29 protein-coding genes are annotated in these 25,098 nt (G+C 41.7%); 3 read left to right on the top strand and 26 right to left on the bottom strand.

Going from position 1 to position 25,098, the window contains the following annotated elements; all coding sequences use genetic code 11:
• The first annotated feature begins 314 nt into the window (after nucleotides 1–314).
• Nucleotides 315–2,033: a sigma-54 interaction domain-containing protein gene (locus H9649_RS15885; protein ID WP_191695881.1), complete on the top strand. Its 1,719-nt coding sequence runs from the start codon at nucleotides 315–317 to the stop codon at nucleotides 2,031–2,033.
• Nucleotides 2,034–2,099: 66 nt separating this feature from the next.
• Here H9649_RS15885 and spoVG read toward each other — a convergent pair whose 3' ends face one another.
• The 11 genes from spoVG to metG form a co-directional block, all read right to left on the bottom strand.
• A complete protein-coding gene (gene spoVG / locus H9649_RS15880; protein ID WP_191695880.1) occupies nucleotides 2,100–2,384 on the bottom strand; it encodes a septation regulator SpoVG in 285 nt (94 codons plus the stop codon).
• Nucleotides 2,385–2,570: 186 nt separating this feature from the next.
• Nucleotides 2,571–2,948: a RidA family protein gene (locus H9649_RS15875; protein ID WP_191695879.1), complete on the bottom strand. Its 378-nt coding sequence runs from the start codon at nucleotides 2,946–2,948 to the stop codon at nucleotides 2,571–2,573.
• The gene (gene purR / locus H9649_RS15870) at nucleotides 2,945–3,778 is read right to left on the bottom strand and encodes a pur operon repressor (protein WP_191695878.1); all 834 of its coding nucleotides are present in this window, start codon (nucleotides 3,776–3,778) and stop codon (nucleotides 2,945–2,947) included. The genes H9649_RS15875 and purR overlap by 4 nt, the downstream gene beginning before the upstream one ends.
• Before the next feature lie 58 nt (nucleotides 3,779–3,836).
• Nucleotides 3,837–4,703 (bottom strand): 4-(cytidine 5'-diphospho)-2-C-methyl-D-erythritol kinase, encoded by an 867-nt coding sequence (ispE, locus tag H9649_RS15865; RefSeq protein WP_191695877.1) that lies wholly within the window; start codon nucleotides 4,701–4,703, stop codon nucleotides 3,837–3,839.
• Between the two features lie 176 nt (nucleotides 4,704–4,879).
• The gene (locus tag H9649_RS15860) at nucleotides 4,880–5,065 is read right to left on the bottom strand and encodes a small, acid-soluble spore protein, alpha/beta type (RefSeq protein WP_191695876.1); all 186 of its coding nucleotides are present in this window, start codon (nucleotides 5,063–5,065) and stop codon (nucleotides 4,880–4,882) included.
• 139 nt (nucleotides 5,066–5,204) lie between these two features.
• A complete protein-coding gene (gene veg, locus H9649_RS15855; RefSeq protein ID WP_191695875.1) occupies nucleotides 5,205–5,471 on the bottom strand; it encodes a biofilm formation stimulator Veg in 267 nt (88 codons plus the stop codon).
• Nucleotides 5,472–5,619: 148 nt separating this feature from the next.
• Nucleotides 5,620–6,501 (bottom strand): 16S rRNA (adenine(1518)-N(6)/adenine(1519)-N(6))-dimethyltransferase RsmA, encoded by an 882-nt coding sequence (gene rsmA / locus H9649_RS15850; protein WP_191695874.1) that lies wholly within the window; start codon nucleotides 6,499–6,501, stop codon nucleotides 5,620–5,622.
• Nucleotides 6,494–7,054, bottom strand: coding sequence for a ribonuclease M5 (rnmV, locus tag H9649_RS15845; protein WP_191695873.1), 561 nt, complete (start codon nucleotides 7,052–7,054; stop codon nucleotides 6,494–6,496). The genes rsmA and rnmV overlap by 8 nt, the downstream gene beginning before the upstream one ends.
• Before the next feature lie 153 nt (nucleotides 7,055–7,207).
• Nucleotides 7,208–8,440 carry a G5 and 3D domain-containing protein gene (locus H9649_RS15840; RefSeq protein ID WP_191695872.1) on the bottom strand — a complete coding sequence of 411 codons (1,233 nt, stop codon included), beginning with the start codon at nucleotides 8,438–8,440 and terminating at the stop codon, nucleotides 7,208–7,210.
• 124 nt (nucleotides 8,441–8,564) lie between these two features.
• A complete protein-coding gene (locus tag H9649_RS15835) occupies nucleotides 8,565–9,341 on the bottom strand; it encodes a TatD family hydrolase (RefSeq protein ID WP_191695871.1) in 777 nt (258 codons plus the stop codon).
• Nucleotides 9,342–9,494: 153 nt separating this feature from the next.
• Nucleotides 9,495–11,456 (bottom strand): methionine--tRNA ligase, encoded by a 1,962-nt coding sequence (metG, locus tag H9649_RS15830; protein ID WP_191695870.1) that lies wholly within the window; start codon nucleotides 11,454–11,456, stop codon nucleotides 9,495–9,497.
• Nucleotides 11,457–11,852: 396 nt separating this feature from the next.
• Between metG and H9649_RS15825 the strand changes: the two genes are divergently transcribed.
• Nucleotides 11,853–12,128 carry an AbrB/MazE/SpoVT family DNA-binding domain-containing protein gene (locus H9649_RS15825; protein WP_191695869.1) on the top strand — a complete coding sequence of 92 codons (276 nt, stop codon included), beginning with the start codon at nucleotides 11,853–11,855 and terminating at the stop codon, nucleotides 12,126–12,128.
• Between the two features lie 56 nt (nucleotides 12,129–12,184).
• Here H9649_RS15825 and rsmI read toward each other — a convergent pair whose 3' ends face one another.
• The 15 genes from rsmI to H9649_RS15750 form a co-directional block, all read right to left on the bottom strand.
• Nucleotides 12,185–13,066, bottom strand: coding sequence for a 16S rRNA (cytidine(1402)-2'-O)-methyltransferase (gene rsmI, locus H9649_RS15820; RefSeq protein ID WP_191695868.1), 882 nt, complete (start codon nucleotides 13,064–13,066; stop codon nucleotides 12,185–12,187).
• Nucleotides 13,044–13,331 carry a GIY-YIG nuclease family protein gene (locus H9649_RS15815; RefSeq protein ID WP_191695867.1) on the bottom strand — a complete coding sequence of 96 codons (288 nt, stop codon included), beginning with the start codon at nucleotides 13,329–13,331 and terminating at the stop codon, nucleotides 13,044–13,046. The genes rsmI and H9649_RS15815 overlap by 23 nt, the downstream gene beginning before the upstream one ends.
• On the bottom strand, nucleotides 13,315–14,064 hold the full coding sequence (locus tag H9649_RS15810; RefSeq protein WP_191695866.1) for a tRNA1(Val) (adenine(37)-N6)-methyltransferase: 750 nt from the start codon (nucleotides 14,062–14,064) through the stop codon (nucleotides 13,315–13,317). The genes H9649_RS15815 and H9649_RS15810 overlap by 17 nt, the downstream gene beginning before the upstream one ends.
• Before the next feature lie 63 nt (nucleotides 14,065–14,127).
• Nucleotides 14,128–14,487: a DNA replication initiation control protein YabA gene (yabA, locus tag H9649_RS15805; RefSeq protein ID WP_191695865.1), complete on the bottom strand. Its 360-nt coding sequence runs from the start codon at nucleotides 14,485–14,487 to the stop codon at nucleotides 14,128–14,130.
• Between the two features lie 13 nt (nucleotides 14,488–14,500).
• Entirely contained in the window at nucleotides 14,501–15,328 is an 828-nt protein-coding gene (locus H9649_RS15800) for a PSP1 domain-containing protein (RefSeq protein WP_191695864.1), read from the bottom strand.
• Nucleotides 15,321–16,316, bottom strand: coding sequence for a DNA polymerase III subunit delta' (gene holB / locus H9649_RS15795; RefSeq protein WP_191695863.1), 996 nt, complete (start codon nucleotides 16,314–16,316; stop codon nucleotides 15,321–15,323). The genes H9649_RS15800 and holB overlap by 8 nt, the downstream gene beginning before the upstream one ends.
• A gap of 53 nt (nucleotides 16,317–16,369) precedes the next feature.
• Complete coding sequence (locus H9649_RS15790; RefSeq protein ID WP_191695862.1) at nucleotides 16,370–16,810, bottom strand: YaaR family protein; 441 nt, start codon at nucleotides 16,808–16,810, stop codon at nucleotides 16,370–16,372.
• Between the two features lie 19 nt (nucleotides 16,811–16,829).
• Nucleotides 16,830–17,159 carry a cyclic-di-AMP receptor gene (locus H9649_RS15785; protein ID WP_147060307.1) on the bottom strand — a complete coding sequence of 110 codons (330 nt, stop codon included), beginning with the start codon at nucleotides 17,157–17,159 and terminating at the stop codon, nucleotides 16,830–16,832.
• Between the two features lie 49 nt (nucleotides 17,160–17,208).
• Entirely contained in the window at nucleotides 17,209–17,841 is a 633-nt protein-coding gene (tmk, locus tag H9649_RS15780) for a dTMP kinase (protein WP_191695861.1), read from the bottom strand.
• Between the two features lie 3 nt (nucleotides 17,842–17,844).
• Nucleotides 17,845–19,281: an aminotransferase class I/II-fold pyridoxal phosphate-dependent enzyme gene (locus H9649_RS15775; RefSeq protein WP_191695860.1), complete on the bottom strand. Its 1,437-nt coding sequence runs from the start codon at nucleotides 19,279–19,281 to the stop codon at nucleotides 17,845–17,847.
• Between the two features lie 126 nt (nucleotides 19,282–19,407).
• Nucleotides 19,408–20,556, bottom strand: coding sequence for an ABC transporter permease (locus H9649_RS15770; RefSeq protein WP_191695859.1), 1,149 nt, complete (start codon nucleotides 20,554–20,556; stop codon nucleotides 19,408–19,410).
• 11 nt (nucleotides 20,557–20,567) lie between these two features.
• Nucleotides 20,568–21,764: an ABC transporter permease gene (locus tag H9649_RS15765; protein ID WP_191695858.1), complete on the bottom strand. Its 1,197-nt coding sequence runs from the start codon at nucleotides 21,762–21,764 to the stop codon at nucleotides 20,568–20,570.
• Between the two features lie 11 nt (nucleotides 21,765–21,775).
• Entirely contained in the window at nucleotides 21,776–22,708 is a 933-nt protein-coding gene (locus H9649_RS15760; protein WP_191695857.1) for an ABC transporter ATP-binding protein, read from the bottom strand.
• Nucleotides 22,709–22,840: 132 nt separating this feature from the next.
• Nucleotides 22,841–23,503: a response regulator gene (locus tag H9649_RS15755; RefSeq protein WP_191695856.1), complete on the bottom strand. Its 663-nt coding sequence runs from the start codon at nucleotides 23,501–23,503 to the stop codon at nucleotides 22,841–22,843.
• Nucleotides 23,500–24,699: a sensor histidine kinase gene (locus H9649_RS15750; protein ID WP_225229947.1), complete on the bottom strand. Its 1,200-nt coding sequence runs from the start codon at nucleotides 24,697–24,699 to the stop codon at nucleotides 23,500–23,502. Before H9649_RS15750 ends, H9649_RS15755 begins: the two co-directional genes overlap by 4 nt.
• A 140-nt stretch (nucleotides 24,700–24,839) precedes the next feature.
• On the opposite strand from H9649_RS15750, the gene H9649_RS15745 reads away from it, so the two are divergent.
• On the top strand, nucleotides 24,840–25,037 hold the full coding sequence (locus tag H9649_RS15745; protein ID WP_191695854.1) for a hypothetical protein: 198 nt from the start codon (nucleotides 24,840–24,842) through the stop codon (nucleotides 25,035–25,037).
• Nucleotides 25,038–25,098: the final 61 nt, after the last annotated feature.

Genomic DNA, 25,098 nt, shown 5'->3' with positions numbered 1-25,098 from the left:
CAAGTTGCATGCCAATAAGTTCTAACAAGGTAGAATAGTCCGTCTTTTATATTACATTAATTGAAAATTTGATACTTTTAGATCATTAAACAGAGAAGTTACTTCTTTTAAATCGCCGTTAACTGTCTCTGGATGCGTGTCAAAAGCGCAGATAAATTTTTCACATCATTACCAAAGACAGATGAAAACGCCTTCGTCCTTCATATAGAATAAGTTTTGCACAGGTGCAGATAAAGTTTACATGCAGACTCTTTGGATAAATTAGAATTATGATATACTACAAACAATTATAGAAAGAAAGGGGATTGAGTACGTTGATTGCTAAATCGATTGGATCGATCATTAGAAGTTTTGTAGATGGAGTGATTGCTTTAAACGATCAGCATGAGGTGCTATGGTACGACATTAGCGGAGCCATACCAATAAAGAATACTGAAATAGATACGCTATCTGCTCTCTTACATCCCGATGCTGCTCCATATAAAGATGGGGAGTCGATTCCCATCGCTATCGATGGAAAACAAATGATGGTAGACGTCAAAATTTATGACGAAGACATCTTTACAACTTTTCTTTGCATTAGAGATATAACAAATAACAGCGTAGCTATTGAAGAACGTTTATATTGTTTGGAAAGAATTATCGATTCGTTAGATGAAGGAGTCATGATGAGCGACCCTGAGGGGAAAATCACATTATATAATAATGCGCAAGAAAAGATGGAAGGGTTAGCTAGCCAAGATATACTAGGCAAACACTTATGGTCTGTTTACAACTACAATCCCCAGTACTCCGAACACAAGCATACGTTTACAACTGGGAAGCCTATTTTCTCAAGGTATAGAGCCCACTCCAGAGTAAATGGGATTCCGAAGTATGTCAGTTATAGCACGTATCCTATCCAAAAGAACGGAGAAACCATCTCCGTTTTTTCGATTAGTACAAATGAGTCGAAATTAAAAGATCTGCTTCATCAAACGATCGAGTTGAAGAGAAAGGCCACTGAGGCGAATAAGGAGAGAGTCGATTCAAAGAATGGAACAATTTTCACGTTTGAAGATATTAAAGGTAAAAGTCATGTATTGACCGAACTTTTAAAAGAAGCACAAAACGTCTCTACCCATAATGCTGATACGTTAATTGTAGGTGAAACTGGCACTGGTAAAGAGTTATTTGCACAAAGCATGCACAATCATAGTCCAAGGGCAGACAAGCCGTTTGTCGCAATAAACTGTGCGGCTATTCCAGAAACCTTGCTGGAAAGCACTCTCTTTGGCACTGTAAAAGGGGCTTTCACCGGAGCAACTGATCAAACGGGGCTATTTGAATATGCTGAAGATGGAACCCTATTTCTAGATGAACTAAACTCGATGCCAATTACCCTCCAATCCAAGTTAATGCGTGTTTTGCAGGAGCGCCTTGTCCGTAAGGTCGGTTCCAATCAAGTTGCTCCTGTAAGATGTACGATTATTAGTGCATCTAATGAGGATCCAGAAAAAATGATACAGGAAAATAAAATGCGACTAGACTTATTTTATCGAATTGCCCATACGAGTATTTATATTCCTCCGCTAAGAGAGCGCACGGAGGATGTCCACTTTTTCATCAACCACTTCCTCTCGACCTATCAGAAGAAGTTGGCGAAAAACGTTCCACCCCTATCGTACAATCTTCTTAACACGTTGCTTGAATATTCGTGGCCAGGTAATATACGTGAACTGGAGCACTTGATTGAAAACTTGATCATTCGAGTACCCGAAAATGCGGATGCGATTGAGGTGGAACACCTGCCATCTTATATCCGCGGGAAGTTTTTTACATCCATACCATCAAATGCTTCCACTACAGATGAATCTTTACAAAGACCTATTAAAAAGATCTTTAAGAACTCTGAAAAGAATTTTATCGAAACGGTGTTGGAACAGGAGAATTGGAATGTTTCACGAGCGGCAAAAAAGTTGGGAATCACGAGACAAAGTCTGCAGTACCATATCAAGAAGCATAAGCTTGTCAAAACTACATTGGATATATAAAAACACAGAGCGGAGATTTGCACTTCAAATCCCGTTCTGTGTTTTATTCGGTGTGTAAGGAGGGACCTATGCACCGGCCTCTTCCAAAACTCGTTTCTCTTCTGTTGCATGGTAAGCCGTCAACACCGCTTCTTGCACTTTCAGCCGGGCTGACGTATTAATTGGATGCGCTACATCACGGAATTCCCCTTCAGGTGTCCGTTTACTTGGCATCGCCACAAATAATCCTTCATTCCCCTCAATGACACGGATATCGTGAACGACAAATTCATTATCCAAAGTAATTGATGCGATAGCTCTCATTCGGCCTTCCGTATCAACTTTCCTTAGTCTAACGTCTGTTACTTCCATTCTCTTCCCACTCCCTTTTGTTTATAAGAAGTTGCTATACAACTTATATATTCTACAAAAGTAAGCATTTCCCTTTTATTTTTAAAAAATATTTTTAATTAATTCAAAATACACCTAATCGCTTCTGAAATCTCCAGTTTCAGGTATAACAAAACCCACTCGGCTACGAGTGGGTTGTATGTTGTTTTATTCAGCTGTAAGTGCTACAACTTCAATCTCAACACTTGCGTCTTTTGGAAGGCGAGCCACTTCTACAGTAGAACGTGCTGGAGTGTGTGATCCAAAATGTTGCGCATACACATCGTTAAGAGCTGCAAATTCGTTCATATCCTTAATGAAGACTGTCGCTTTGATCACTTGTTCAAGTGAAGATCCCGCCTCTTCAAGGACTGCTTTCAAGTTCGCAAATACTTGGTGCGTCTGTTCTTCAATTGTACCTTCAACGAGAAGGCCATCCGGAGTCATTGGTAATTGTCCTGATGTATAGACGACCCCATTCGCTTTCACCGCTTGTGCGTAAGGTCCGATTGCTTGTGGTGCGTTTGTAGTAGCTACGTAGTTCATTGTGTTTTTCCACCCTTCGTAAAGTAATTGCCTTCTTCAAGTTCGATTGTACGGTCTTTCTCATTCATCGTACGAAGTTTGACCAATGATAAATAATTATCGACGAGTACTTCTTCGGTATGTTCCGCCTCGACCAATACAGCAGCACCGGCAAGTTCACAGTCAAACTCCTCCAACAAGTTCTTCATGCCCGCCATCGTGCCGCCGGCTTTCATGAAGTCATCCGTAATCAATACCCGTTGGCCACTCTTCATACTTCTTTTTGATAATACCATTGTCTGAATCCTACGTGTAGACCCTGATACATAATTAATGCTGACAGTCGATCCTTCTGTCACCTTGCTATCTCTGCGGACGATGACAACCGGAACATTCAAATGACGTGCAATCGCATTTGCAATGGGAATACCTTTGGTAGCCACTGTCATAATAACTTCAATATTAGCATCTGCAAACGCCGAGGCAAACACTTTTCCGACACGATCCATAATCTTAGGATTTCCTAAGAAATCCGTCATGTACAAATAGCCGCCTGGCAACAAACGATCTGAGCGGCCAAGATTTTCTTTAATAAGGGCCATCACTTCACGTACTTCTGTTTCTGTGACTTCCGGTATATATTTAACTCCGCCTGCCGCTCCGGAGACGGTCACAAGCCTGCCAGTGCCACTCTCTTCAAACGTTTCCTTTATGATGACCAAATCTTCGCTTATAGAAGACTTGGCTGCATGATGGCGCTCGGAAAAGAAAGTCAGCGGTATGAGCGAATGCGGATTCTCTAACAGATGACGTGTCATATCGACAAGCCGTTCACTCCGTTTCCACTTCATTAATCAACAACCCCTAAACCCGAATATTTTATCCGTACAGTAACACGATTATACGTGTTCAATCAAGAAGAAAACGTTCACCTGTCATTCTGACTGCGTGAACTTCTTTGCAAAATCCTTTTAATCCGTTATAAATACGCGATACTCTAGCTTCCTGTCTGACAAAACCGAATACCGTCGGACCGCTTCCACTCATTAGCACAGCATCCGCGCCAAAACGCTCCATTTTTTCCTTCAAATCAATTACTTGCGGGTGTATATTCATCGTGATCGGTTCTAGCACATTACCGAGAGACGCGCACATTTTTTCATAATCGCCATTTTTCAGTGCTTGTAACATACCCTCCGTATCCGGATGTTGTACAGAGCTGACATCAAGATTCCGATAGATATCTGCGGTTGAAACAGAGATAGCGGGTTTCGCTAAAATGACCCAACAGTTAGGCGGAGCCGGTAGATGCTGAATCATTTCTCCTCGCCCTTTCGCCAATGCTGTTCCACCATGCACGCAGAAAGATACATCCGAACCGATTTTAGCACCAATCTTCGCTAACTCTTCAGCACTCAGTCCAAGATGCCATAACCGGTTCAATCCGCGCAATGTTGCCGCAGCATCCGAACTGCCGCCTGCAAGGCCTGCCGCCACCGGTATTTTTTTATCAAGCGTGATTTCCACACCTTCATAAATACCATACTTACGCTTTAACAAATCTGCAGCTTGGTATGCAAGATTCTTACGATCGTTCGGCACATATCGTTCGGACACTTTGATCGTAATTCTCCCATCGTGTGTCGGCCTGAGCCAGACGCGGTCTGCCAAATCCACTGTCGTCATAATCATTTCCACTTCATGAAAGCCATCGTCTCTCTTATGTAGAACATCAAGTGTTAAATTGATTTTTGCAGGTGCTTTTTCATATAACATCTCGGCCCCTCCTATTCCACGTTCTCATTGTTCCCTATTTTACCATAGGGTGAAGGGAAAGCGCTTCGAAATCTATTCATTAAAACGCAAATAAATGGAAAAAGGCTACAAAGGAAGTCATAAATACCCCTTTGTAGCCTTATCTTTGTCAGTCGACATGCGGATATAGGGAAATCTTAACGTGCATTGTTTTTTTCACGAACACCACGTTCAGCCATCTCAATAGCATGCTTCACCATATTGCCGGCGTCCCGTGATTTAATGCCTCCCCAACCTTCTTGCTTCACAACATCGTAAAAGCCCAGCTCCTTGGCAATTTCCTCTTTCAAGTGCTCAGACATAATACCACGTCTTTTAGCCATCAGGTTCTCCTCCTTCTATATTGACTGACGCAAACAGTATGTGCAGCAAGTTACAAAAAAACACCTATGCGATCCATTCCTTTTCGGAAAAGAAGTGCATAGGTGTTTACAATAAAACAATACATGATTGCTGTAACGGTTATTTGATGATAAGTGCAGTAGCATCTCCATCATCCAATACAGTTATTTCAACTGCTTCGGTTAAAATATCTGCGTAGCTGTAAGATACCCTCTCAAAAGCATTTTCGTCCTGATCCAGTTCAACAACAAAAACTGCACGATACGTCTCCCGAAGGACACCTTCACGCTCAATTGTCTTCTTACGGCCACCGTTTGCCCTTAAATGCAAACGTTTCCCTAGATGGTCATCCAATGACTTCTTAATGTCCGCTAATGTTTTTGGCATGTCGCTTACACCTCACTACATACCACTATAACACTTTTAAAAAGTTCTGTCAATTAAAATGAGAATTTTAACAGTTCATCATATTAGTTGTCAATTCTTTTTTGCTTCTTTAAGCATTTTTACAGCATTTTCCGCCTTGAATTTGCCATCACTTTTTAAATTCAGCATACAATGCATTGGACAGCTTCCCGAATTCTTCTATCGACAATGTTTCGCCCCTGCGCCCAGGATCCATGCCAGCCTGCTCAAACGCATTCAAAATTTCCTGCTTTTTGGCTTTTCCATTTTGTAATGAGGTTTGTAAATTGTTTAGCAACGTTTTTCTTCGCTGAACGAATGAGCCTCGTGCTACTTGGAATAAGAAGTCTTCATCAACAACCTCCACCGGCGCTTCTTCCTTTTTAGTTAACTTCAGCACAGCCGACTCAACATTAGGCTGCGGAATAAAAACCGTTCGCGGCACAATCATCGACACTTCTGCATCCATATAATACTGCACGGCAATGGATAATGAACCATACGCTTTCGTACTCGGTGAAGCTGTAATACGGTCTGCCACTTCTTTTTGCATCATAATGACCATCGCCCGAATCGGAACTTTGCCAAGAAGAAACTTCATAATGATTGGTGTTGTTACATAGTAAGGCAAGTTTGCAACGACAACGATATCATCAAAGCCCGCAAACTGCTCCTCAATCACTTTATTTAAATCCGCTTCCAAAACATCTTGGTTAATGATTTCTATATTGTCATACGGCGATAACGTGTCTTCAAGAACCGGCAATAGACGTCCGTCAATTTCAAAAGCTACTACCTTCTTTGCGGACCTGGCCAGATGCTCCGTAAGCGCGCCAATACCAGGACCGATTTCAATGACACCAGTCTGATCGGTCACTTCTGCATGCCCTACAATATTCCGAAGAATGTTCGGATCGATCAGAAAGTTCTGTCCTAAACTCTTTTTAAAGGAAAAACCGTGTTTTTGTAAAATTTCCTTCGTTCGTACTGGTGTTGCTATATCTTTATTCATCGTCATTCTCCTTTTGCAGAACCAATAATGCTTCAGTTAACTGCTGTTGTCCTATATGGAACATTTCTAGTCTCTTTTTCAGACCTTTACCGTTCACTTGGCCAATCTGTAAATAATCGCTCACTTGGTCGCGTCTCTTCTTAGCTTCAGGATGTCCAATAAGCTTCTGGTCCAACAGGAAAGCCAAAGGGATTTCTTCTACCTCTCCACTCGCTTTGGAATAGACCGCCGACAACGCTTCTCGTATATCTTCATCCCTCGCATGTTCAATCCCTAATCCTTGACCATTTTTAGCGATTGTTTTGGACTTATGCAAAAAAGCGTGTTTCACTTCCGGAATCCGCTCTTCAATGATGGCTCTAATTCGTCTTCCGGGAAAATCCGGATCCGTGAAAACAATGACTCCTCGTGTATTCTGTGCATGTTGGATGCGTTTTAATGTGCTTTCATCTATTGCAGACCCGTTCGTTTCAATCGTATCTGCTCCTGTCGCACGCTTAATAGCGATTGTGTCCGATTTCCCTTCCACGACAATAATTTCTTTTATATTCACAATTACCCTCATTTCATAGATGTACAAGTACTCTCAATTTTACGTGTTATGACCAGTGTTGTACAGCCGCCTCTCTCCAAACATAGACAGTAAAAAAACCGCAAGGCCGCTAAGCCTTACGGTAATGACAAATCTATAATGCATTCTAGGCTATCAATCGATGACTTTAACTTTTACTTGGCGTCTGCCAAATTGGTAAGCTGCCGATTTTGTAGGTACATGAAGATCAATCTTCATTCCTTTTATGGCGCCACCCGTGTCTCCGGCAACCGCATAGCCGTACCCCTCAACCCAAACTTTTGAGCCAAGTGGAATGATACTAGGATCGACAGCAATAACTTTCAATTGCGGATTTGCACGCAAATTAAGGCCTGTTGCCGTAATTCCTGAACATCCATTACAGTGTGCTGTATAAGCCGTAGCTGTCACATAGAATTCCTTCCCACCTGCAGGTGCTGACGAATCCCCCCGCGAAACCGTTACATTTTTCTTGCTAGTCGTTGCGCTTGCCACCATCACTCTTGAACCAATCGAAACAATCTTCTTTTGAGGCTCTTTAATGACTTTTTCGCTCAATAACGTTCGAGATACTTCTTTACCATTCTCTTTTACAATTTCAAACTCGCGTTGTACAGAGCCTTTCTTGCCTTCTTGGACAATTTTCTCGCGTCCTTTCAGCAATTTGGCATCATTTTTCGTAACAACCGCGAAATTTGTCGCATCTTCCACTACATCGGTGACTTTTTCCACCCGCACGACTTCAACGATCGATCCCGGCTTGACGAACCCGTCTGCCTTACGATTAAGTTTGTCATGTTCATTCAGTTGAATGTTCTCTCTCTTTAAAAAGTCAGCGACCGTAGTCGAAGTGGACCAAGCCTGTTGTTCCTTTCCACCGTCAATAAGTGTTAATTGAAAGGCCTGTTGAACGGTAATACGTTGTTCTTGGTCAAGTTCTGAATCCAGTTTAGGTGTCACTTCATCATGTTCTTGAAGTGTAATGTCCGCCTCAGCTAAAATATCGCCGACGTTGCGATCTGTTGTCCAAACCGTTTTCGTTTCTTGTCCAATTTGAATCTCTACTTGTTTTGCCTGTTCCCACCTAACCGATAGACCTTCTTCGATTGGCGTGTTCACTGAGGGTGTTACTGAATCATGTTCAGCAACTTCAATTTCCTGGTTGGATAGAAGTTGCCCAACTGTATGTGCTGATGTTTTTAATTCGATTTTTTCATCGTTCACTTCTAAAGTGACCGATTTTTTGTTGCCCTCATAAAGGACTAGTGAAATAATTGAAACAAATAGTGCGAATGCTAAAGCAGTCAACCCGATTTGTTTACTCCTCAATGACCTAAAGAACAGATTTTCCATGGTGCTTTTCGACATGAAAAAACTCCTCCTTCATCACTTGGCTGATTATAGTCGCTTCAAAACCACGTGTCAACACTTAAGTTTTCTATTCACTACCCTTTTATAAGGTATATAATTCCATATTTATAGCTAATTATCCTTAATTTGTTTCCTTCATACGGAAAATATTTAAGGCATTTTGAGTTGTCTTTTTAGCAACCTCTTCAATGGAAATTCCCTTTAATAACGCGATTTCTTCAGCGACCAACGTGACTAGTGCAGGCTCATTACGCTTCCCACGATGTGGATGTGGAGCCAAGTAAGGTGAATCAGTTTCAATTAATAAATGATCGAGAGAAATTTCAGTTGCAACTTGTTTTGGCACTTTAGCATTTTTGAACGTTACAGGACCTCCAAGTGAAATCATAAAGTTCATGGCGATGCATTCATGAGCTGTCTCCACACTTCCTCCATAACAATGCATAATGCCGCCAGTCAGTTCAGCTTCTTCTTCTTTTAAAATACGTACGACATCTGCTGTTGCATCCCTGTTATGAATGATAATTGGTAAGTTTACTCGCTGCGCAAGGCGAATTTGTTTCCTGAACAGTTCCTGTTGGACGTCTTTTGGAGACTTGTCCCAGTGATAGTCAAGCCCGGTCTCACCGATACCGACTACTTTCGGATGCGCTGCAAGCGATTCAATCCAGTTGAGATCTTCTTTAGTACAGTCAATTGCATCTACCGGGTGCCAGCCGATAACTGCGTAAATGAACGGATATTGTTCTGCAAGCTCGATTGCTTTATTAATCGTGTCTGTGTCGAAACCGACGACAACCATTTTGCTGACACCAGCTTCTAATGCCCGGTCAATAACTTCTTTTGCATCCTCTTCATATTGTTCTGCATTCAAGTGCATATGAGTGTCGATATACATATCCATTTCTCTCCTCGCAAATTACATTTTAATTCAAGTCATTAATACTTTTGTTACAAAAATATGACGATTCAAATTCAAACTCATTTCATCTTATACCTTTATTTTAATAAATGGAAAGGCGACGTCTCTATAAGAACGCCGCCCTGTTATTTATTTTACTTTTGCACCGTTTTCAAGCGCCTGATCGACTGTTGCAAGTTTCAACGTGCCATCTGATGAACCTGCAAGAATCATTCCTTGAGATAGTTCTCCTCGTAACTTCACCGGTTTCAAGTTAGCTACGACGATAACTTTCTGGCCTACAAGATCTTCGGGCTCATAATATTCAGCAATACCCGATACGACTTGGCGTTGCTCATAACCAAGATCCACTTGTAGTTTTAACAGCTTATCCGCTTTTGGAATTCGATCGCATGCTGTAACAGTTGCAACCCGCAAGTCGACTTTCATGAAGTCATCGATGTTGATTTCCTCTACTTCTTCGACCTTTTCTGCAGGCTTCTCTTCCTGTTGTTCTTTAGGTGCTGTAACTGCCATCTGTTCACGTATATAGATGATTTCCTCTTCAGGATCTAGACGTGGGAAGATAGGAACTCCTTTTCCGACGACTTTAGAACCTCCAGGTATGATGGAGAAATCATTAAGCGTGTCCCATGCGAGTAGTGATTGACTCAAACCGAGCTGATCCATAATCTGAATAGGCGATTTAGTCATGAAAGGTTGTAGCAAGACTGCAATCTGTTGAAGTGCGACAGCAAGATGCGACATAACCGATGCCAATTTCCCTTTATCTGCTTCGTCTTTCGCCAAAACCCAAGGCGATGTTTCATCTATATATTTGTTTGTGCGCGAAATGATGGACCATAAATCAGATAACACAACGCTAAACTGCATTTTTTCCATAGAAGCTTCATATTTGCCGATAGCATTCGACACGAATTCACGCAACGGAGCGTCATACTCTGTTTGCTCCAATCCTTCTGTTGGAATGACACCGTCAAAGTATTTGTTGATCATCGAGACAGTGCGGTTTAGTAAGTTGCCAAGATCATTCGCAAGATCATAATTTGTACGCTCTACAAATGATTCTGGAGAGAACGTGCCGTCTTGACCAAATGGAAGTTCTCGAAGTAAGAAATAACGCGTGGCATCTAGACCATACCGTTCAACTAACATTTCTGGATAGACAACATTTCCTTTAGACTTCGACATTTTCCCATCTTTCATCATGATGAAACCATGAGCAAAGATCTTTTTCGGCAACGGAAGATCGAGTGCCATTAAAAAAATTGGCCAGTAGATCGTGTGGAACCGAACGATATCTTTACCGACGACATGTACATCTGCAGGCCAGAACTTCTTAAATAGCGAGTCATTGTCAGAGCCATAGCCAAGTGCCGTAATGTAATTCGTTAGTGCATCAACCCATACATAGATAACATGTTTCGGATCTCCAGGTACTTTTATGCCCCAGTCAAACGACATACGTGAAACGGACAAATCTTCAAGTCCTGGTTTGATGAAGTTGTTAATCATTTCATTTTTACGTGATTCAGGTTCAATGAAAGTTGGATTATCTTCATAGTACTGTAGTAGACGGTCCGCATACTTCTTCATATTAAAGAAATATGATTCTTCTGCAACCCTCTCTACAGGTCGGTGACAGTCCGGACAATTACCATCTTCTAGCTGTGCTTCTGTGAAATAAGATTCACAAGGCACGCACTTCCATCCCTCATATTCGCCTTTATAAATATCCCCATTGTCGAGGAATTTTTTAAAAATCTTCTCAACTGCTACTTTATGACGTATTTCTGTTGTTCTAATTAAGTCATCGTAAGATATGTCCATTGTCTTCCAAAGGCTGATGGCAACATCTGCTATACGATCGACATATTCCTGTGGTGGTAATCCTTCCTCTTCAGCTTTCTCTTGAATCTTCTGACCATGTTCGTCCATCCCCGTAAGGAAATGTACGTCAAATCCACGCAATCGTTTATAACGCGCCATTGCGTCAGATGCGACAGTCGTATACGCCGTGCCAATATGAAATTTCCCGCTCGGATAATAGATCGGGGTCGTAATATAGAATGTTTTTTGTTGTTCAATCAAGAAAATACCTCCAGTGTTTCAATCTATACTCTCCATTTTAGCTAAAATTCAACAAAAGCGCCATGAAGATCAAACATTTTTATGCAGATAATACTATGTACACTTCACAAACGCACTTTTCATTATGTATTTATTGATAAATAGGGGCGAGAACTCTTGACATAAATTTTTTTATACTTACAATGAGTTTATGTTAATGGCGACTAAATACCCTTGTCGGACTTTTGTATTTCACAAAGACTTTAGTGCTAATTTCGTCTATTCATCTATTATTATACGTATAATTTTAATCTTGATTTATTGACGTTAATTGGAAGAGTTGGTATGATAGACAGAAGACAAGAAAGTAATGTCGAAATTTGACGAAAATTATATCGTTTAGGGGGAATTCTTGTCATGAAATCCACAGGAATCGTAAGGAAAGTTGATGAACTAGGACGTGTCGTAATTCCAATCGAATTGCGTCGTACACTTGGCATTGAGCAGAAAGACGCTTTGGAAATTTATGTCGATGACGACAAGATTATCCTTAAAAAGTATATGCCAAATATGACTTGTTCAATTACAGGAGAAGTATCAGATGATAACTTGCGCCTAATCGATGGAAAGTTGATTTTGAGCCCGGATGGCGCGAAACAACTGATTAAAGAAATCGAAGAAAAAATTCTATAATGCTATTATTACAATAGTAATAAAAAACCAGAACAATTTATTGTTCTGGTTTTTTATTATTCATTTCTGTCGATATGGTACGCTTGATAGACATCCCTCTTAGGTATACCACGCTCTACGCCGACTAATTTAATGGCATCTTTTGATGAAACATTTTCCTTTTCCATCAATAACTCTACATGTGTCAAAATGCTAATATCTTGCCACCAACTTTGTTGCTCCTCCTGTATTGTATTCAAATTTCCTTCAATAACAATGCAAAACTCGCCTCTTATTTCATTCGTATCCACCCATGTGACCGCTTCATCCAATGTTCCCCTTAGAAATTCTTCAAATCGCTTCGTCAATTCTCTTGCCATTACAACTCTACGCTCACCCCCAAACGCTTCCGTAAAGGCTTTGACCGTTTCTTTTAACCGATGCGGGGCTTCGTAGAACAAAAGTGTCTCCTGCTTGTTTTTAAGCAACTGCAATTCAGCATTGCGCTCCTTCTTCTGCCTGGACAAAAATCCATAAAATGTGAAAGGCTGTGTTGGTAGACCAGAAGCAACGAGCGCACTAATTGCTGCATTAGCCCCAGGAACCGGCACGACATCATAGCCTTCCTCAATCGCTTTAACAGATATGTCGTATCCAGGATCGGAAATGCAAGGCATTCCTGCATCACTGACTAGAGCAACAATTTTACCTTCTCCTAGTAAGGAAAGAATTTTTTCTCCGCCTTTATCCAGGTTATGTTCATGATAACTGATTAGCGGCGTCTTAATATCGAAGTGATTGCACAACTTAATCGTATTTCGCGTATCTTCTGCTGCAATGATATCTGCTTCTTGTAATATCTTTACCGCACGGAATGTCATATCGTCTAAATTACCGATTGGTGTTCCAACGAGAAATAACTTCGCTCGGTTTAACTCAGCGCTCTTTTGGGATTTCATCTGTCTGTTGCCCCTTTCTCATATGAAGTTCTTTCGAATGACGTGTCAATTGTTTGAATCGATATTCCGCTTGCATAGCTGCACGCTTAGTCTCATATTGTTCATTGTATATGCAACGTACAGGCAGTTTCGCCCTCGTATACTTTGCGCCTTTCCCTTCATTATGTGTCCGAACCCGTTTGTCTATGTCATTCGTATAGCCTGCATAATACGAACCGTCTCCACATTCAAGTACATAGAAAAAGTGACTATTCTGCTTGTCCATACAAGAGAATCCTCACTTCTTCTGTATACTTTCCATCCTCGTTATATACATATAAGGGAGGAAGTATTTTCAAGTCAGGCTTCCCGTCTTTAATCCCTTCTATTAGTAGTGTATTTGCTTCCTTGCCCTCTTTCGGATAGACAAATTGTATACGCTTTGGTTCAAGTCGACTTGCCCGCATCGCAGTTATAATATCGAGCAACCTTCCCGGACGATGGACAAATGCTGCCTTCCCACCTTGTTTCAGTAGCTCGCTCGCGGATTGAACAGCTTGCTCAAGCGTTAAATGGATTTCATGACGTGCAATTGCGAGATGTTCTTTCATATTTCGTTCACTCGCTTCGTTTGCAGCGAAATAAGGCGGATTGCACGTCACTGTATCGTATTTGTCATAGCCGATTTTAGAAGCGATGCCGATCACGTCATCTTGGATAATTTGAATCTGCTCTTCCAACTTATTGTAAGCAACACTACGGTGTGCCATATCTGCTAAACGCTCTTGTAATTCAATCGCTACAATATTCGCTTTTGTCCTGGCGCTTAAAAACAAAGGTACTGCTCCATTACCAGCACATAAGTCAACAATCTTTCCTGACCGCTTCGGTACGTACGCAAATTTAGCAAGCAGGACGGCATCTAATGAAAAGGAAAAAACGGAAGGGCTTTGAATAATCCGCAATTCTTCCGCCAACAGATAATCGAGCCGTTCATCTTCTTTCAATAAATTCTCCATTTATTTCTCCTTTATTTATGTAGAAAAAAGCCGACCCCTACATTGCAATAGGATCGGCTCTTCTCAAGAATTTTGTTTACTAAGGAAGGATAAGCAAAATAAGCAATCCTCACCTTTACGGCTGCTGCCGTAATGCACATTACATACATGATATCCTTCGTTATAGATCCGCGCCAGATTGTCTACACCTTCACCGATATCCATTCTGCGTGGCTTTTCAGGCGGTAGTTGTTCATCAATCACTTGAGCCTTTTCACTTAGTTCTTCCAGCCTCGTGCGCAGATGATGGTTTTCGAGTTGAAGTGAGTGGTTCTCTTCCGTCATCTTTGCGACAAATCCTATAAGTTCGCGGAATTGCTCATGCATGGCTTCAAGCTGTTGCTCAAACTCCATCACTCTATCGAGAAAGTTCCCTTCTTTCAACCTAATCACCCCATCACTTCGTCAATTGAGCAACTGTATTCTTCTGATTCTCTATTTCTTCCCACGAATACTCAAGTACCTGGTCCTGATCTTTTAAACTGACTTGTAACAGTCTTTCCAACAAGTTCAATCCAACTACTTTACCGGGTCCATCAGGCGTCTGTATCCTCTCGCCAACATCAGGCATAAGGGATTTGGCTTTTTCGTATTCATCGTTTTCGTATTTTAAGCAACACATAAGACGACCGCATAACCCTGATATTTTCGATGGGTTCAATGAAAGATTCTGATCCTTTGCCATCTTAATAGATACGGGTTCGAAATCACCTAAAAATGTCGAACAGCACAGCATTCTTCCACAAGGTCCGATGCCTCCAAGCATTTTCGCTTCGTCTCGTACCCCGATTTGACGTAATTCGATACGGGTACGGAAAATGGCAGCAAGATCTTTGACGAGATTCCGGAAATCCACGCGCCCTTCCGCCGTGAAATAAAAGACAATCTTATTACGATCGAATGTATACTCCACGTCCACAAGTTTCATATCCAACTCGTGTTCTCTAATCTTTTCCACACATTTGACGAAAGCTTGCTCAGCATCGAGACGATTTTCCTCGACTTGCGCCTCGTCTTCCATCCGCGCTTTACGGATGATTTTCTTTAAAGGCAGGACGACATCATTCTCATCGACTTCCCGCACGAGACTTGCGACTTTACCATATTCGATCCCTCTTGCCGTCTCTACGATGACATAATCATCTATGTCTAGCATATTGTCAAGTGGATCGAAATAATATATTTTACCCGCTTTTTTAAAGCGGACACCTACAACTTTATACAAGCATTAACCCCTCCTGCAAATTGAGCACCAGTTGTTCCATTAAAAGTGTACGATTCATATTGGCATACACTTTTTTCTTCGCCTGCAATATCGCTTCCATATTATCCGACAATCTATTATAAGTCATCTTCATCGAAAGAGCTCGAAAGTTCTGCTGCTGATCTGGAAATGTCAAATCCGCCTGCAATCCCGCTTTCATCGCCACGATATCGCGGTAGGCATAGAGTAGCAAATCGAGACCACGTTCTAAGTCTTCCTTTTCTTTCATTACTGGTGACCAGTCGGATTGGATAAAAACAAGCGCTTCATTCACATTGCGATCTGATGCTTCAATCAATTTTAACACTGTCTTTCGTGTAAGTGCAAACTGATCATTTTCTGCTAGCTCCATCTGCTTGTCACTATCTGCAGTCATCATTGTAACTGTCGCTGCCATGGATGCAGTTATCCCGTTTTCAATGAGTTTAGTAATCATGTCTTCCCGCCTTGGCGGAATGAAACTGATTCGTTGGCAACGTGACTGGATAGTCGGCAAAATGGAATGATAGGAATCTGTCATAAGAATTGCCGTAACTTCTCCTTCAGGTTCTTCAAGAAACTTTAAGAGTGTATTGGCCGCCGCGGCATTCATTCGATCCGCTCTCGCTATCATATAAATTTTCCGGCCAGGCTCATATCCTTTTTTCGTCATTTGCAGAATTAAGGAAGACATCTGCTCTTTTTTAATATCTTGTCCATCAGGTTCTATCAACGTAACATTCGGGTGATTTCGCGAGTCAATTCGTCGGCATGCATGACATGTTTCACATGGAACAGCATTTATCGGTCGTTCACAAAGCAGAAGTTTTGCGAAATGAATCGCTGCTTCCCCTTTTCCAGTACCAGTTTCCCCATCAAAAAGATAGGCATGACCAATCCGGTTATTTAGAAATGTCGCTTCCAATCTTTCAACAACAGCTTTCTGCCGCTGTTTGATGGCAGTAGCCATTGTCTTGCCTCCAATGCGTAAACGTGCTTCACAAATGCATATGCATACACGTGTTACATATATAGATTAATGAGAAGTCCTTTGATTTCTCCTATTTTTCCAAGTAATTCAACAGACGTACGCTCATCGTCCAGCAATGCTTCCGCTAACTCAATAAGTTTCTCATCTATTGTCTCCACAATTTTTAAACGGCGTCCTTCGCCGTATTGGTTCCATGTATGGGATTGCTTCAATCCTAATCCTGATTCAACGGATTCTTGCAAAAACCGTCGCACAAGCATTTTGAATTTCGCCATATCCCTTAAATTCCGGGAACGTGCAAGACGATCTCCCGCAGACGATATATCTCCAAGCAGTCTTGTAATCTGTTCACCGTGCAAACGTTCCTCTGATTTTGTAACCATTTGACCGAACCGGGCGTTTCCTTGCGGTGATTTCAACGGATCATTGCGCATTTTGTCCAACCCGGTACGGTATTCTCCATTTACTTTCATAACAACTCACCTCATTTCATCAAAAATGATGAAATTGTTCGATTGGCAGTACAAACACTGTCGCTCCGCCCACTTCTACTTCAACCGGATATGGAATGTACGAATCGGCATTGCCGCCCATCGGAGATACTGGAGCTACCATCTGATCCCGTGACCGACAATTTTCACGAATCAATTCCAAAGCTTTCGGAATGAGACTATCATCTGTACCGATTAAGAATGTCGTATTACCCGAACGTAGAAATCCGCCAGTACTGGCTAATTTCGTTGCTCGAAAATCATTTTTAGTTAAAGCCGCCGATAATCGGTTGCTGTCTTGGTCCTGTACAACTGCCACAATCAATTTCACGGTATCCTCTCCTTTTGTTGGGTCTCTTCTTATTATATCACTAATTCAGTTAAGACATGAGTCGGGAACTTATTAATTTCCAAACATTTTCAATTACTTCAGATAGAGGCTTGGATGCATCTATGCTTACAATTCGCTCGGCATATTTTTCTTGCAATCGTTCGTAGCCTTCATATACATTCTTGTGGAACTGCAATGTTTCATTATCCAGACGGTTCTGTTCTCGTCCTGCATTTGCTTCTATTCTCTGTAGGCCCTCTTCAGGTGAGATATCAAAGAAAATCGTCAAGTCCGGCATCGTGTCTTCAATTGCGAATTGATTAATGGACATCACTTCGTCCATACCAAGGCCTCTTGCAAACCCTTGATAAGCAAGCGAACTATCAACGAAACGATCACATAAGACAATTTTCCCTTCCGCCAAAGCAGGAATGATTTTCTCAACAAGATGCTGCCTTCTTGCTGCTGCGTAAAGAAGTGCTTCCGTTCTTCCGTCCATCTCCTGATGAGCATTATCTAGAATGATGGAACGGATTTTTTCGGAAATACGGATACCTCCTGGCTCACGAGTCAAAACGGTATCTTTACCCATTCGCTCCAGTCTTTTATCTATTTCGGCAATGACCGTCGTTTTCCCTGCACCTTCAGGACCTTCAAATGTAATAAACAAACCTTTTTTCATACTTTACGCCTCCGAGTCTCTTGTCATTACTAGAATCTCTCCTATTTCAAGTCGATCAGCACCATGAAATCTTGAACCCATCTCTACTAACTGAAAGAGAGTCTTCAAATGACTATCTAAAACTTTTTCGCCTTTCATGAGTAGAGGGATTCCTGGCGGATACGGTATGAGCGATTTTGCCACAATCCGCCCGACTGATTCTTCTATCGTTATCCATTCTGTTTGCATAAACGCCCATTGTGCTGGTGAACAAGCAAGTGTGGAAATGCCAATTGGCCATTCAGGAAGATCAATCCCGCCTCCATTACTTCGTTTTTTATCCAATATACCGATTGCTGCAGTCATTTTTGCTATCCATTCGGCAAGTGGAAAGGTCGATGTCCCGTTCCATAACGGTAACACAAACAAAACTTGATATGGATCAGCTAATTCTGCATAGAGGCCTTTGGATTCAAGTAATTCTTGTATTTCAAATCCTGTATAGCCTTCCAAACGGATAAGTAACTTTAACGGATCATCCGTCTCTATTATTTCAAAGGACGTGCGATTTTTCATCGCCTCTATAAATTGTGTGCGTAACATTGAAAAATGTCGTTTATCTTTTTCATTATAGTCCGCTACATATGCCCTTGCATCGTCTAATGATGCCATGAGTACATAAGAGGGACTACTCGACTGCAACATCTGTAAATAATGGGCGATCTTTTTGTCGTCAATGAATTCCGATTGTACATGTAAATAGGATGCCATCGTCATTGCTGGCAATGTCTTATGAGCGGAATGTACAACGACATCCGCACCTAACTCAATCGCGGATTTCGGGAATGGTTCTCCAATGATAAAATGTGCGCCGTGTGCTTCATCGACGAGAACAGGAACTGAACGGGCATGACAGAAATCGATGATACCCTTCAAATTCCCACCCGCTACTCCGTAGTAAGTCGGGTATGTCAGCACAACGCCTTTTGCTTCGGGATAGGCGTTTAGTGCCTCTTTGACTTGCTCTAATTCCACAATTCCGGGAGTCCGCGTGTGATTATCCAAATGAGGCGTAATAAGTACAGGTTCAGCTCCCGTCAATTCCACCGCGTTGAACACGGATTTGTGCGCATTCCGCTGAATGATTACTGTATCTCCTTGGCCACAAATTGCATAGATCATTGCGAGATTACCAACAGTGGAGCCGTTCACGAGGAAAAAGCTTCTTGTCGACTGATAAAGTTTTGATAGGAGATCTTCTGCTTCTTTTATGGCGCCTTCCGCTTCATGTAAATCATCCAAACCCGTCAACTCCGTGAAATCATATGCGAGCGCTTCGCGTAATTCGTTTGGCAAGCGGGAAAGCGTTCCGTGCTTATGCCCAGGTACATGAAGAGAGATCGGTTGTTGCTCTTTGAAACGTTTTAACGCCTCCACTAGCGGGCGATTGCTTAAGTTCATAAATCGTTGCACTTCCTTTACATAGCTCTATTATAGATGAAGGAAGTCATGATGATAAGCAATTACGAGTGAACTTTGTTCATTAACCAATAAAAAATGTGACGCCCGGGAATTGTACCCGAAACGTCACACGTATTTCAGTTTTGATAAGCCGATTGAAAGAAAAACGGTTGCAAATACGAGCAACATGACAATTGGCAACCATATATCACCGACAGATCCTCCATCAGCTATTACTGCCGTGAAGGCTTCCATTGCCCACGACTGAGGAACAAAATGCGCGATTTTCTGCATGGTGTCTGGCACCATAGTAATCGGCCAGTATACTCCTCCAAGCATACATGTTGAAATGATGATTAATGTACCAAAAGCACTTTGCTGTTCTGACGTTTTCGCTAGACAGGCAATTGCAATGCCTAGACCAACGACACAAATGAGTAGAGATGTGATTAGAATAAGTAGCGCTAACAGATTACCCCATTCGACTTTAAACAGTATCGACGAGAGGCCAATTAAAACACCAAATTGAATCCAGCCGACAATGAAAAACGATAAGAAATATCCAGTCAACACTTGAAAACGTGTAACAGGAGTTGTAAATAACCTGGACCAGATTCCCATCTGCCTTGCCTCAATCAATACACCGGTCATCGTAAGCATCATCATCATGACAAACATGACCGTAAAACCTGCGGAACTGTACGACATGGCGGTCAATCCGTTCGCTTCGTTTGTTGTTGTCCTTTGTTCTGTAAACACTTGTATGCGTCCTTCATCTTGAATGAGTCTGTCGTAAATTATCGACCAGTCCTCATGGAGATAGTGGCTTGCCGTCTGTGCGGATACAACAACAATTTCCACAGCTGAGATCGCTTGATTCACTTGTTGTTTTAGTAACGGTGCCGTCGCTGTGCCAGGCAAATAGTTAAATTCAACTACTGGCTGACTTTTACTCATCCGATCTGCAACGCCTTCTTTTATGATGACTACACCTTGCACTTCCCGTCCTTCCAATCGTATGGCCGCTTGATCGGCTGCCACTACTTCATACGTAATCATTTCGTCTACCAATAGTCTTTTGATAATATGACGAGCCACAGCTGATTGGTCTTCATCGACTATCGCCATCCGAAGTTCTACAGAAGAACTTGATCCGAAAAGACTTCCGAATAAAAATGTGAACAGCAACGGCATGGCAAACATAAGAACATATGCAGACTTCTTTTTGAACGTGCGTTTTATTTCAAATAAACAAATCGTTACTATCTTCCTCATCACACTACCCCCTACAAAACCTGACGTCTAAATTTAACCATGCTAAGTAGAATGGACAGTATCCCAATTCCTAGCAAAACAGTTGCCGGCATCCACAACGCAGACCAGTCAGTACCTGACATAATGGATGTAAATGAATCCAAAGCCCAAGAATTCGGTGTGAGCATTGCGATTTTTCGTAGAGCAGCCGGAAACAAAGTGAGTGGCAACATCGAACCGCCAAGCAACGCTAACACTTGCACCCCTAAACTACCGACGACATCCGCCATTTTTTCATCTGTCGTAAATGCGGCTACAATCATCGACAAACCAGCTACCGCAATACAATAAAAGAAGACGATGAAGAAGACTTGTAAACTATTTGAACCCCAATTCACTTGTAACAGAAAATGAGTAGCTATCAGAAAAACTGTAAACTGCAGAAAAGCGAAAAAGAATGTCCCCATGAACTTGCCTGCTAAAAACGACCATGGAGAGCTTGGTGTCATTAACACTCTAGCCATCGTTTCGGTTTGCCGTTCCCTATGAAAAGTCTTTCCCCCATGCATAGCATTGAATAATAAAAACATTGCACCCATCGCAGCTGCATAATATTGCATAGCACTTACCGTTTCATCCCCAATGGACTTTTCAGTGACATAATCCTGTTGTTCAACTATGACAGCTTGCATCGTCTCTCCAAGTTCGGTTTGCATGGCATCCATCTGTACCGGATTGCCTTGCATGGAAACCGCTATCGCTTGCTCCATAACTTTTTCCGTCGATGAAGCGATTATATTCGCGGATTGAGCAAAAGCTTCAAACAACTGTTGAATAATCGTAGCTGCTGATTCCTGTCCTGAAATTGGTACAACAGTCGCACGGTTTCTTGTAGCATCATTACCCCAGTTTTTCGGTACACGCACACCAACATGAACGTCTTTTCGTGCAATCCACTCTTGCAATTGTTTGTCTGATTCAGCTTGCTTCATCGTAATTGCTAAATCCTCTTCGCTTAATGATTCGATAACAGTGTCAACCAATACCGACGATTCTACCGTGTAAATCCCGACAATCGTTTCAGGCATTTTGCTTTCTCCCATCATTCCTTTTAAAGCGGTACCTAAAATGGCAGTCAACACAATCGGCATCAGAATCATCATTAGAAAGGCTTTTTTATCTTTCAACATTATTTGTACATCTTTACGTGCGATTAAAAAGCTCTTCACTATGCTCACCCCTATTCACGCAACGTGCGCCCTGTTAGTTGCAGAAATAACGTCTCAAGATTCGCTTCTTCTAAATGCATATTGCGTATTTTTACATCTAATTGGCTCGCGAGTAAAATGATTTCAGACACTAACTCCATTTCCGTCTCCATATGCACATGAATTTCGTTTGACGTTTGAACAATGACAGTTTCTATTCCTTTTAGTACTTTCAATTTTTCAATGAACTCGGGTTCTATCTTCTCAATTAGTAGCTTTAACACTGTGCCACCTGCTAATCGATTGCTTAAATCCTTTTTCGTTCCGCTCGCTATCAACTTACCGTTGTCCATAATAGCAATCCGCTTGCAAAGATAGTCAACCTCTTCCATATAGTGACTCGTGTAGATGACCGTCATCCCTTGTTCGTTCAACTTTTTAACGGTTTCGAGTATATGGTTCCTTGATTGGGGATCGATGCCGACTGTCGGTTCATCCATAATGAGAAGCTCGGGTTTATGCATAAGTGCAGCGCCTATATTAATCCTTCGCTTCATCCCACCTGAAAAGGTTTCAATCCGATCCTTCGCACGTTCCGTTAGTCCAACTACCTCTAACACTTCTCGCGCCCGCGTTTTTACCATCTTCGTTTTAAGGCCATACATTTTTCCCCAAAACACCAAATTGTCGATAGCAGACATCGTCGGATATAACGCAATGTCTTGTGGAACTACTCCAATAATTTTCTTAGTAGCATGCATATGCTTACTGACAGGCTTCCCATCTATCTGTATACTTCCCGCGTCGTACGATATAAGTCCACAGATCATCGCAATGAGCGTAGACTTTCCCGCACCATTTGGACCAAGCAATCCGAATGATTCACCTCGCTCAATCTGTAATGAAACTCCTTTTATAACATCCTTTGAGCCAAAGTGCTTTTTTACATCTATAAGTGTCAACATTCCGCTCACTCCTTCTTCTCTCATCTTATGGCGATTGTAAAGTCATTACATCGAGCGTGCGATAGATTTTCATGCATAAAAAAAACGACACCGATGTGCCGTTTTAAATAGTCAACTATGCGAAAAGTCATATTAGAAAATGGTGTTGCCATAGCGTACAGCATAAATTGCCGCTTGTGTACGATCTCGCAGCTCGAGTTTATGTATAAGATTCGAGACATGATTTTTTACTGTCCCTTCGGTGATGAATAACTTTTCTGCTATCTCTTTATTATTCAGTCCTTTCCCTAAATGTTCAAGGACCTCCTTTTCACGTTCAGACAGCTGCCCGAGACTGTTTGGTAATTGTTCAATGCGCCCTGTAGTAGACTGGGGCTTTATTCGAAGTTCTGCCAATACTTGTGTCGTAAAATCTTTAGGCAACACAACTCCTCCATGATGGACTGTGAGAATCGCCTGTACAATCGTATCTGTCGGCATGTCTTTCAACAAATACCCACTCGCTCCTTCTTCAAGCGCATCCAAAATGTATTCGCTATCATTGAATGTCGTCAAAATAAGCACTTTTACATCTTTCATTCGTTCTCGAATCATCCTCGTCCCCTCAACACCATTTACTCCGGGCATGCGAATATCCATGAGAACAATTTGAGGAAGAAGTTCCAATGATTTAGTCAAAGCATCGGCCCCATCTGTCGCAATTCCAACCACTTCGATTTCTGGCCGCAAGCTAAGTAATGTACTAAGCCCCTCCCTTACTAAAGGTTGATCGTCCACGACTAATACTTTGATCATCCCACCACCTCCACGTTTGTCTCTTGTATTGGAAAGCTTATTAAAATCATAAACCCTTCCCCTTCCACACTCTTTATCTCAAATACTCCACCATGCTCTTCAACACGTTCTTTCATGTTAATCAATCCAAAGTTCGGTATAACATTTTTTTGTCCTCTTCCATCATCACTTATTTCTAGCATAACTTTTCCGTCTACGATACGGAGACTTACTACACAGACATCCGCATCTCCATGTCTCTTTGCATTTGTTAGGCCTTCTTGAATAATTCTTTTTATCGTAAGCCGTAATGTTGACGGAATTGTAGCTACGTCACCTTCATGCTCAAGACGAGTTTTCATATTCGTCATCAACGTGAAATCGTCAAGTAATTCCTTTAAATTTTGTTGAAATGAACTAGTTGAATTATCTTCTTTCAATGTCCTCACCGACAGGCGAATCTCATTCAGCGAATCACGAGTCAACTGCTCACAGACTGTTAAAATATCTTTACTCTTGTCAGCATCTCTCCCGGTCATCTCTTGAGCCACCTGCAGTTGCACGATCAGCGCCGTCATTTTATGACCAACCGCGTCATGAATCTCCCTAGCAATTTCCGTACGCTCCCTTACAACGGTCAGTTGCTCAACTTGTTCCGCGTACTTACTTAACTGTGTATGAGCATCTTGCAAAGCATCATGTGCTTCTGTCAATTGCTCATATTGAACTGCAATCGTCTCTTTAGATTTATGAAAGTTTCGTATTAACGTACCGACAGCAGAACCATAAAAAACAAACATCGCATTTACGATATTACTCGTTATACTAAAACTGCTAGTCTTTTCGTAAATTATCCAACTGACCAACGCCCAGACGGCAACAAATGCAATTGAAAATACCCAATGCACGCTTTTCTTGTCATACAGTAAAAAAACGGTTGTTGCCAGCACACCATAAAAAATCAAATACAAATAGCCGCTCTCTGGGAATAATAGCCCGAACCCTGAAATGACGATGAAATCAGCAATGGAGCATCCTACTTGGATAGACTTCCGTTGAACCGACATTTGAGTAAAGTGACTTCCTATAAATACGACAATAGCAACAACAACATAGATTTTACGCCAATCTTCCCCACTAGCCATCATCTGCAAATAATAGCTGCTTAAAATGACCAACATAATAATACGAATTAGTGAAAACAAAAATAACGACATGTTCTTCAAATGACATACCCGCCTCTATTGTTCTATACGTCTTATGATGAACTAGTAAAGGGTGTTAAGCAATATTAGTTTTTGTAATTATTTTTTTATAGGTTAGGATTGAGCGCGGAAGGCGATGGATTGAGCGGTCGATGCATGGGATTGAGCGCGGGAGGCGATGGATTGAGCGGTCGATGCATGGGATTGAGCGCGGGAGGCGATGGATTGAGCGGTCGATGTATGAGATTGAGCGCGGGAGGCGATGGATTGAGCGGTCGTTGTATGAGATTGAGCGCGGGAGGCGATGGATTGAGCGGTCGTTGTATGAGATTGAGATAGAGTCCATATAATTGTGTAAATAGGAAAAGGCATTTTCCATCCCCTATGATAAAATGTTTTCAACCACGATAA

Origin of the sequence: Sporosarcina quadrami, assembly GCF_014836615.1 — a bacterium.
GTDB lineage: Bacteria > Bacillota > Bacilli > Bacillales_A > Planococcaceae > Sporosarcina > Sporosarcina quadrami.
The sequence above is the reverse complement of the archived record's forward strand: the minus strand, read 5'-3'. Positions and strand labels throughout refer to the sequence as shown.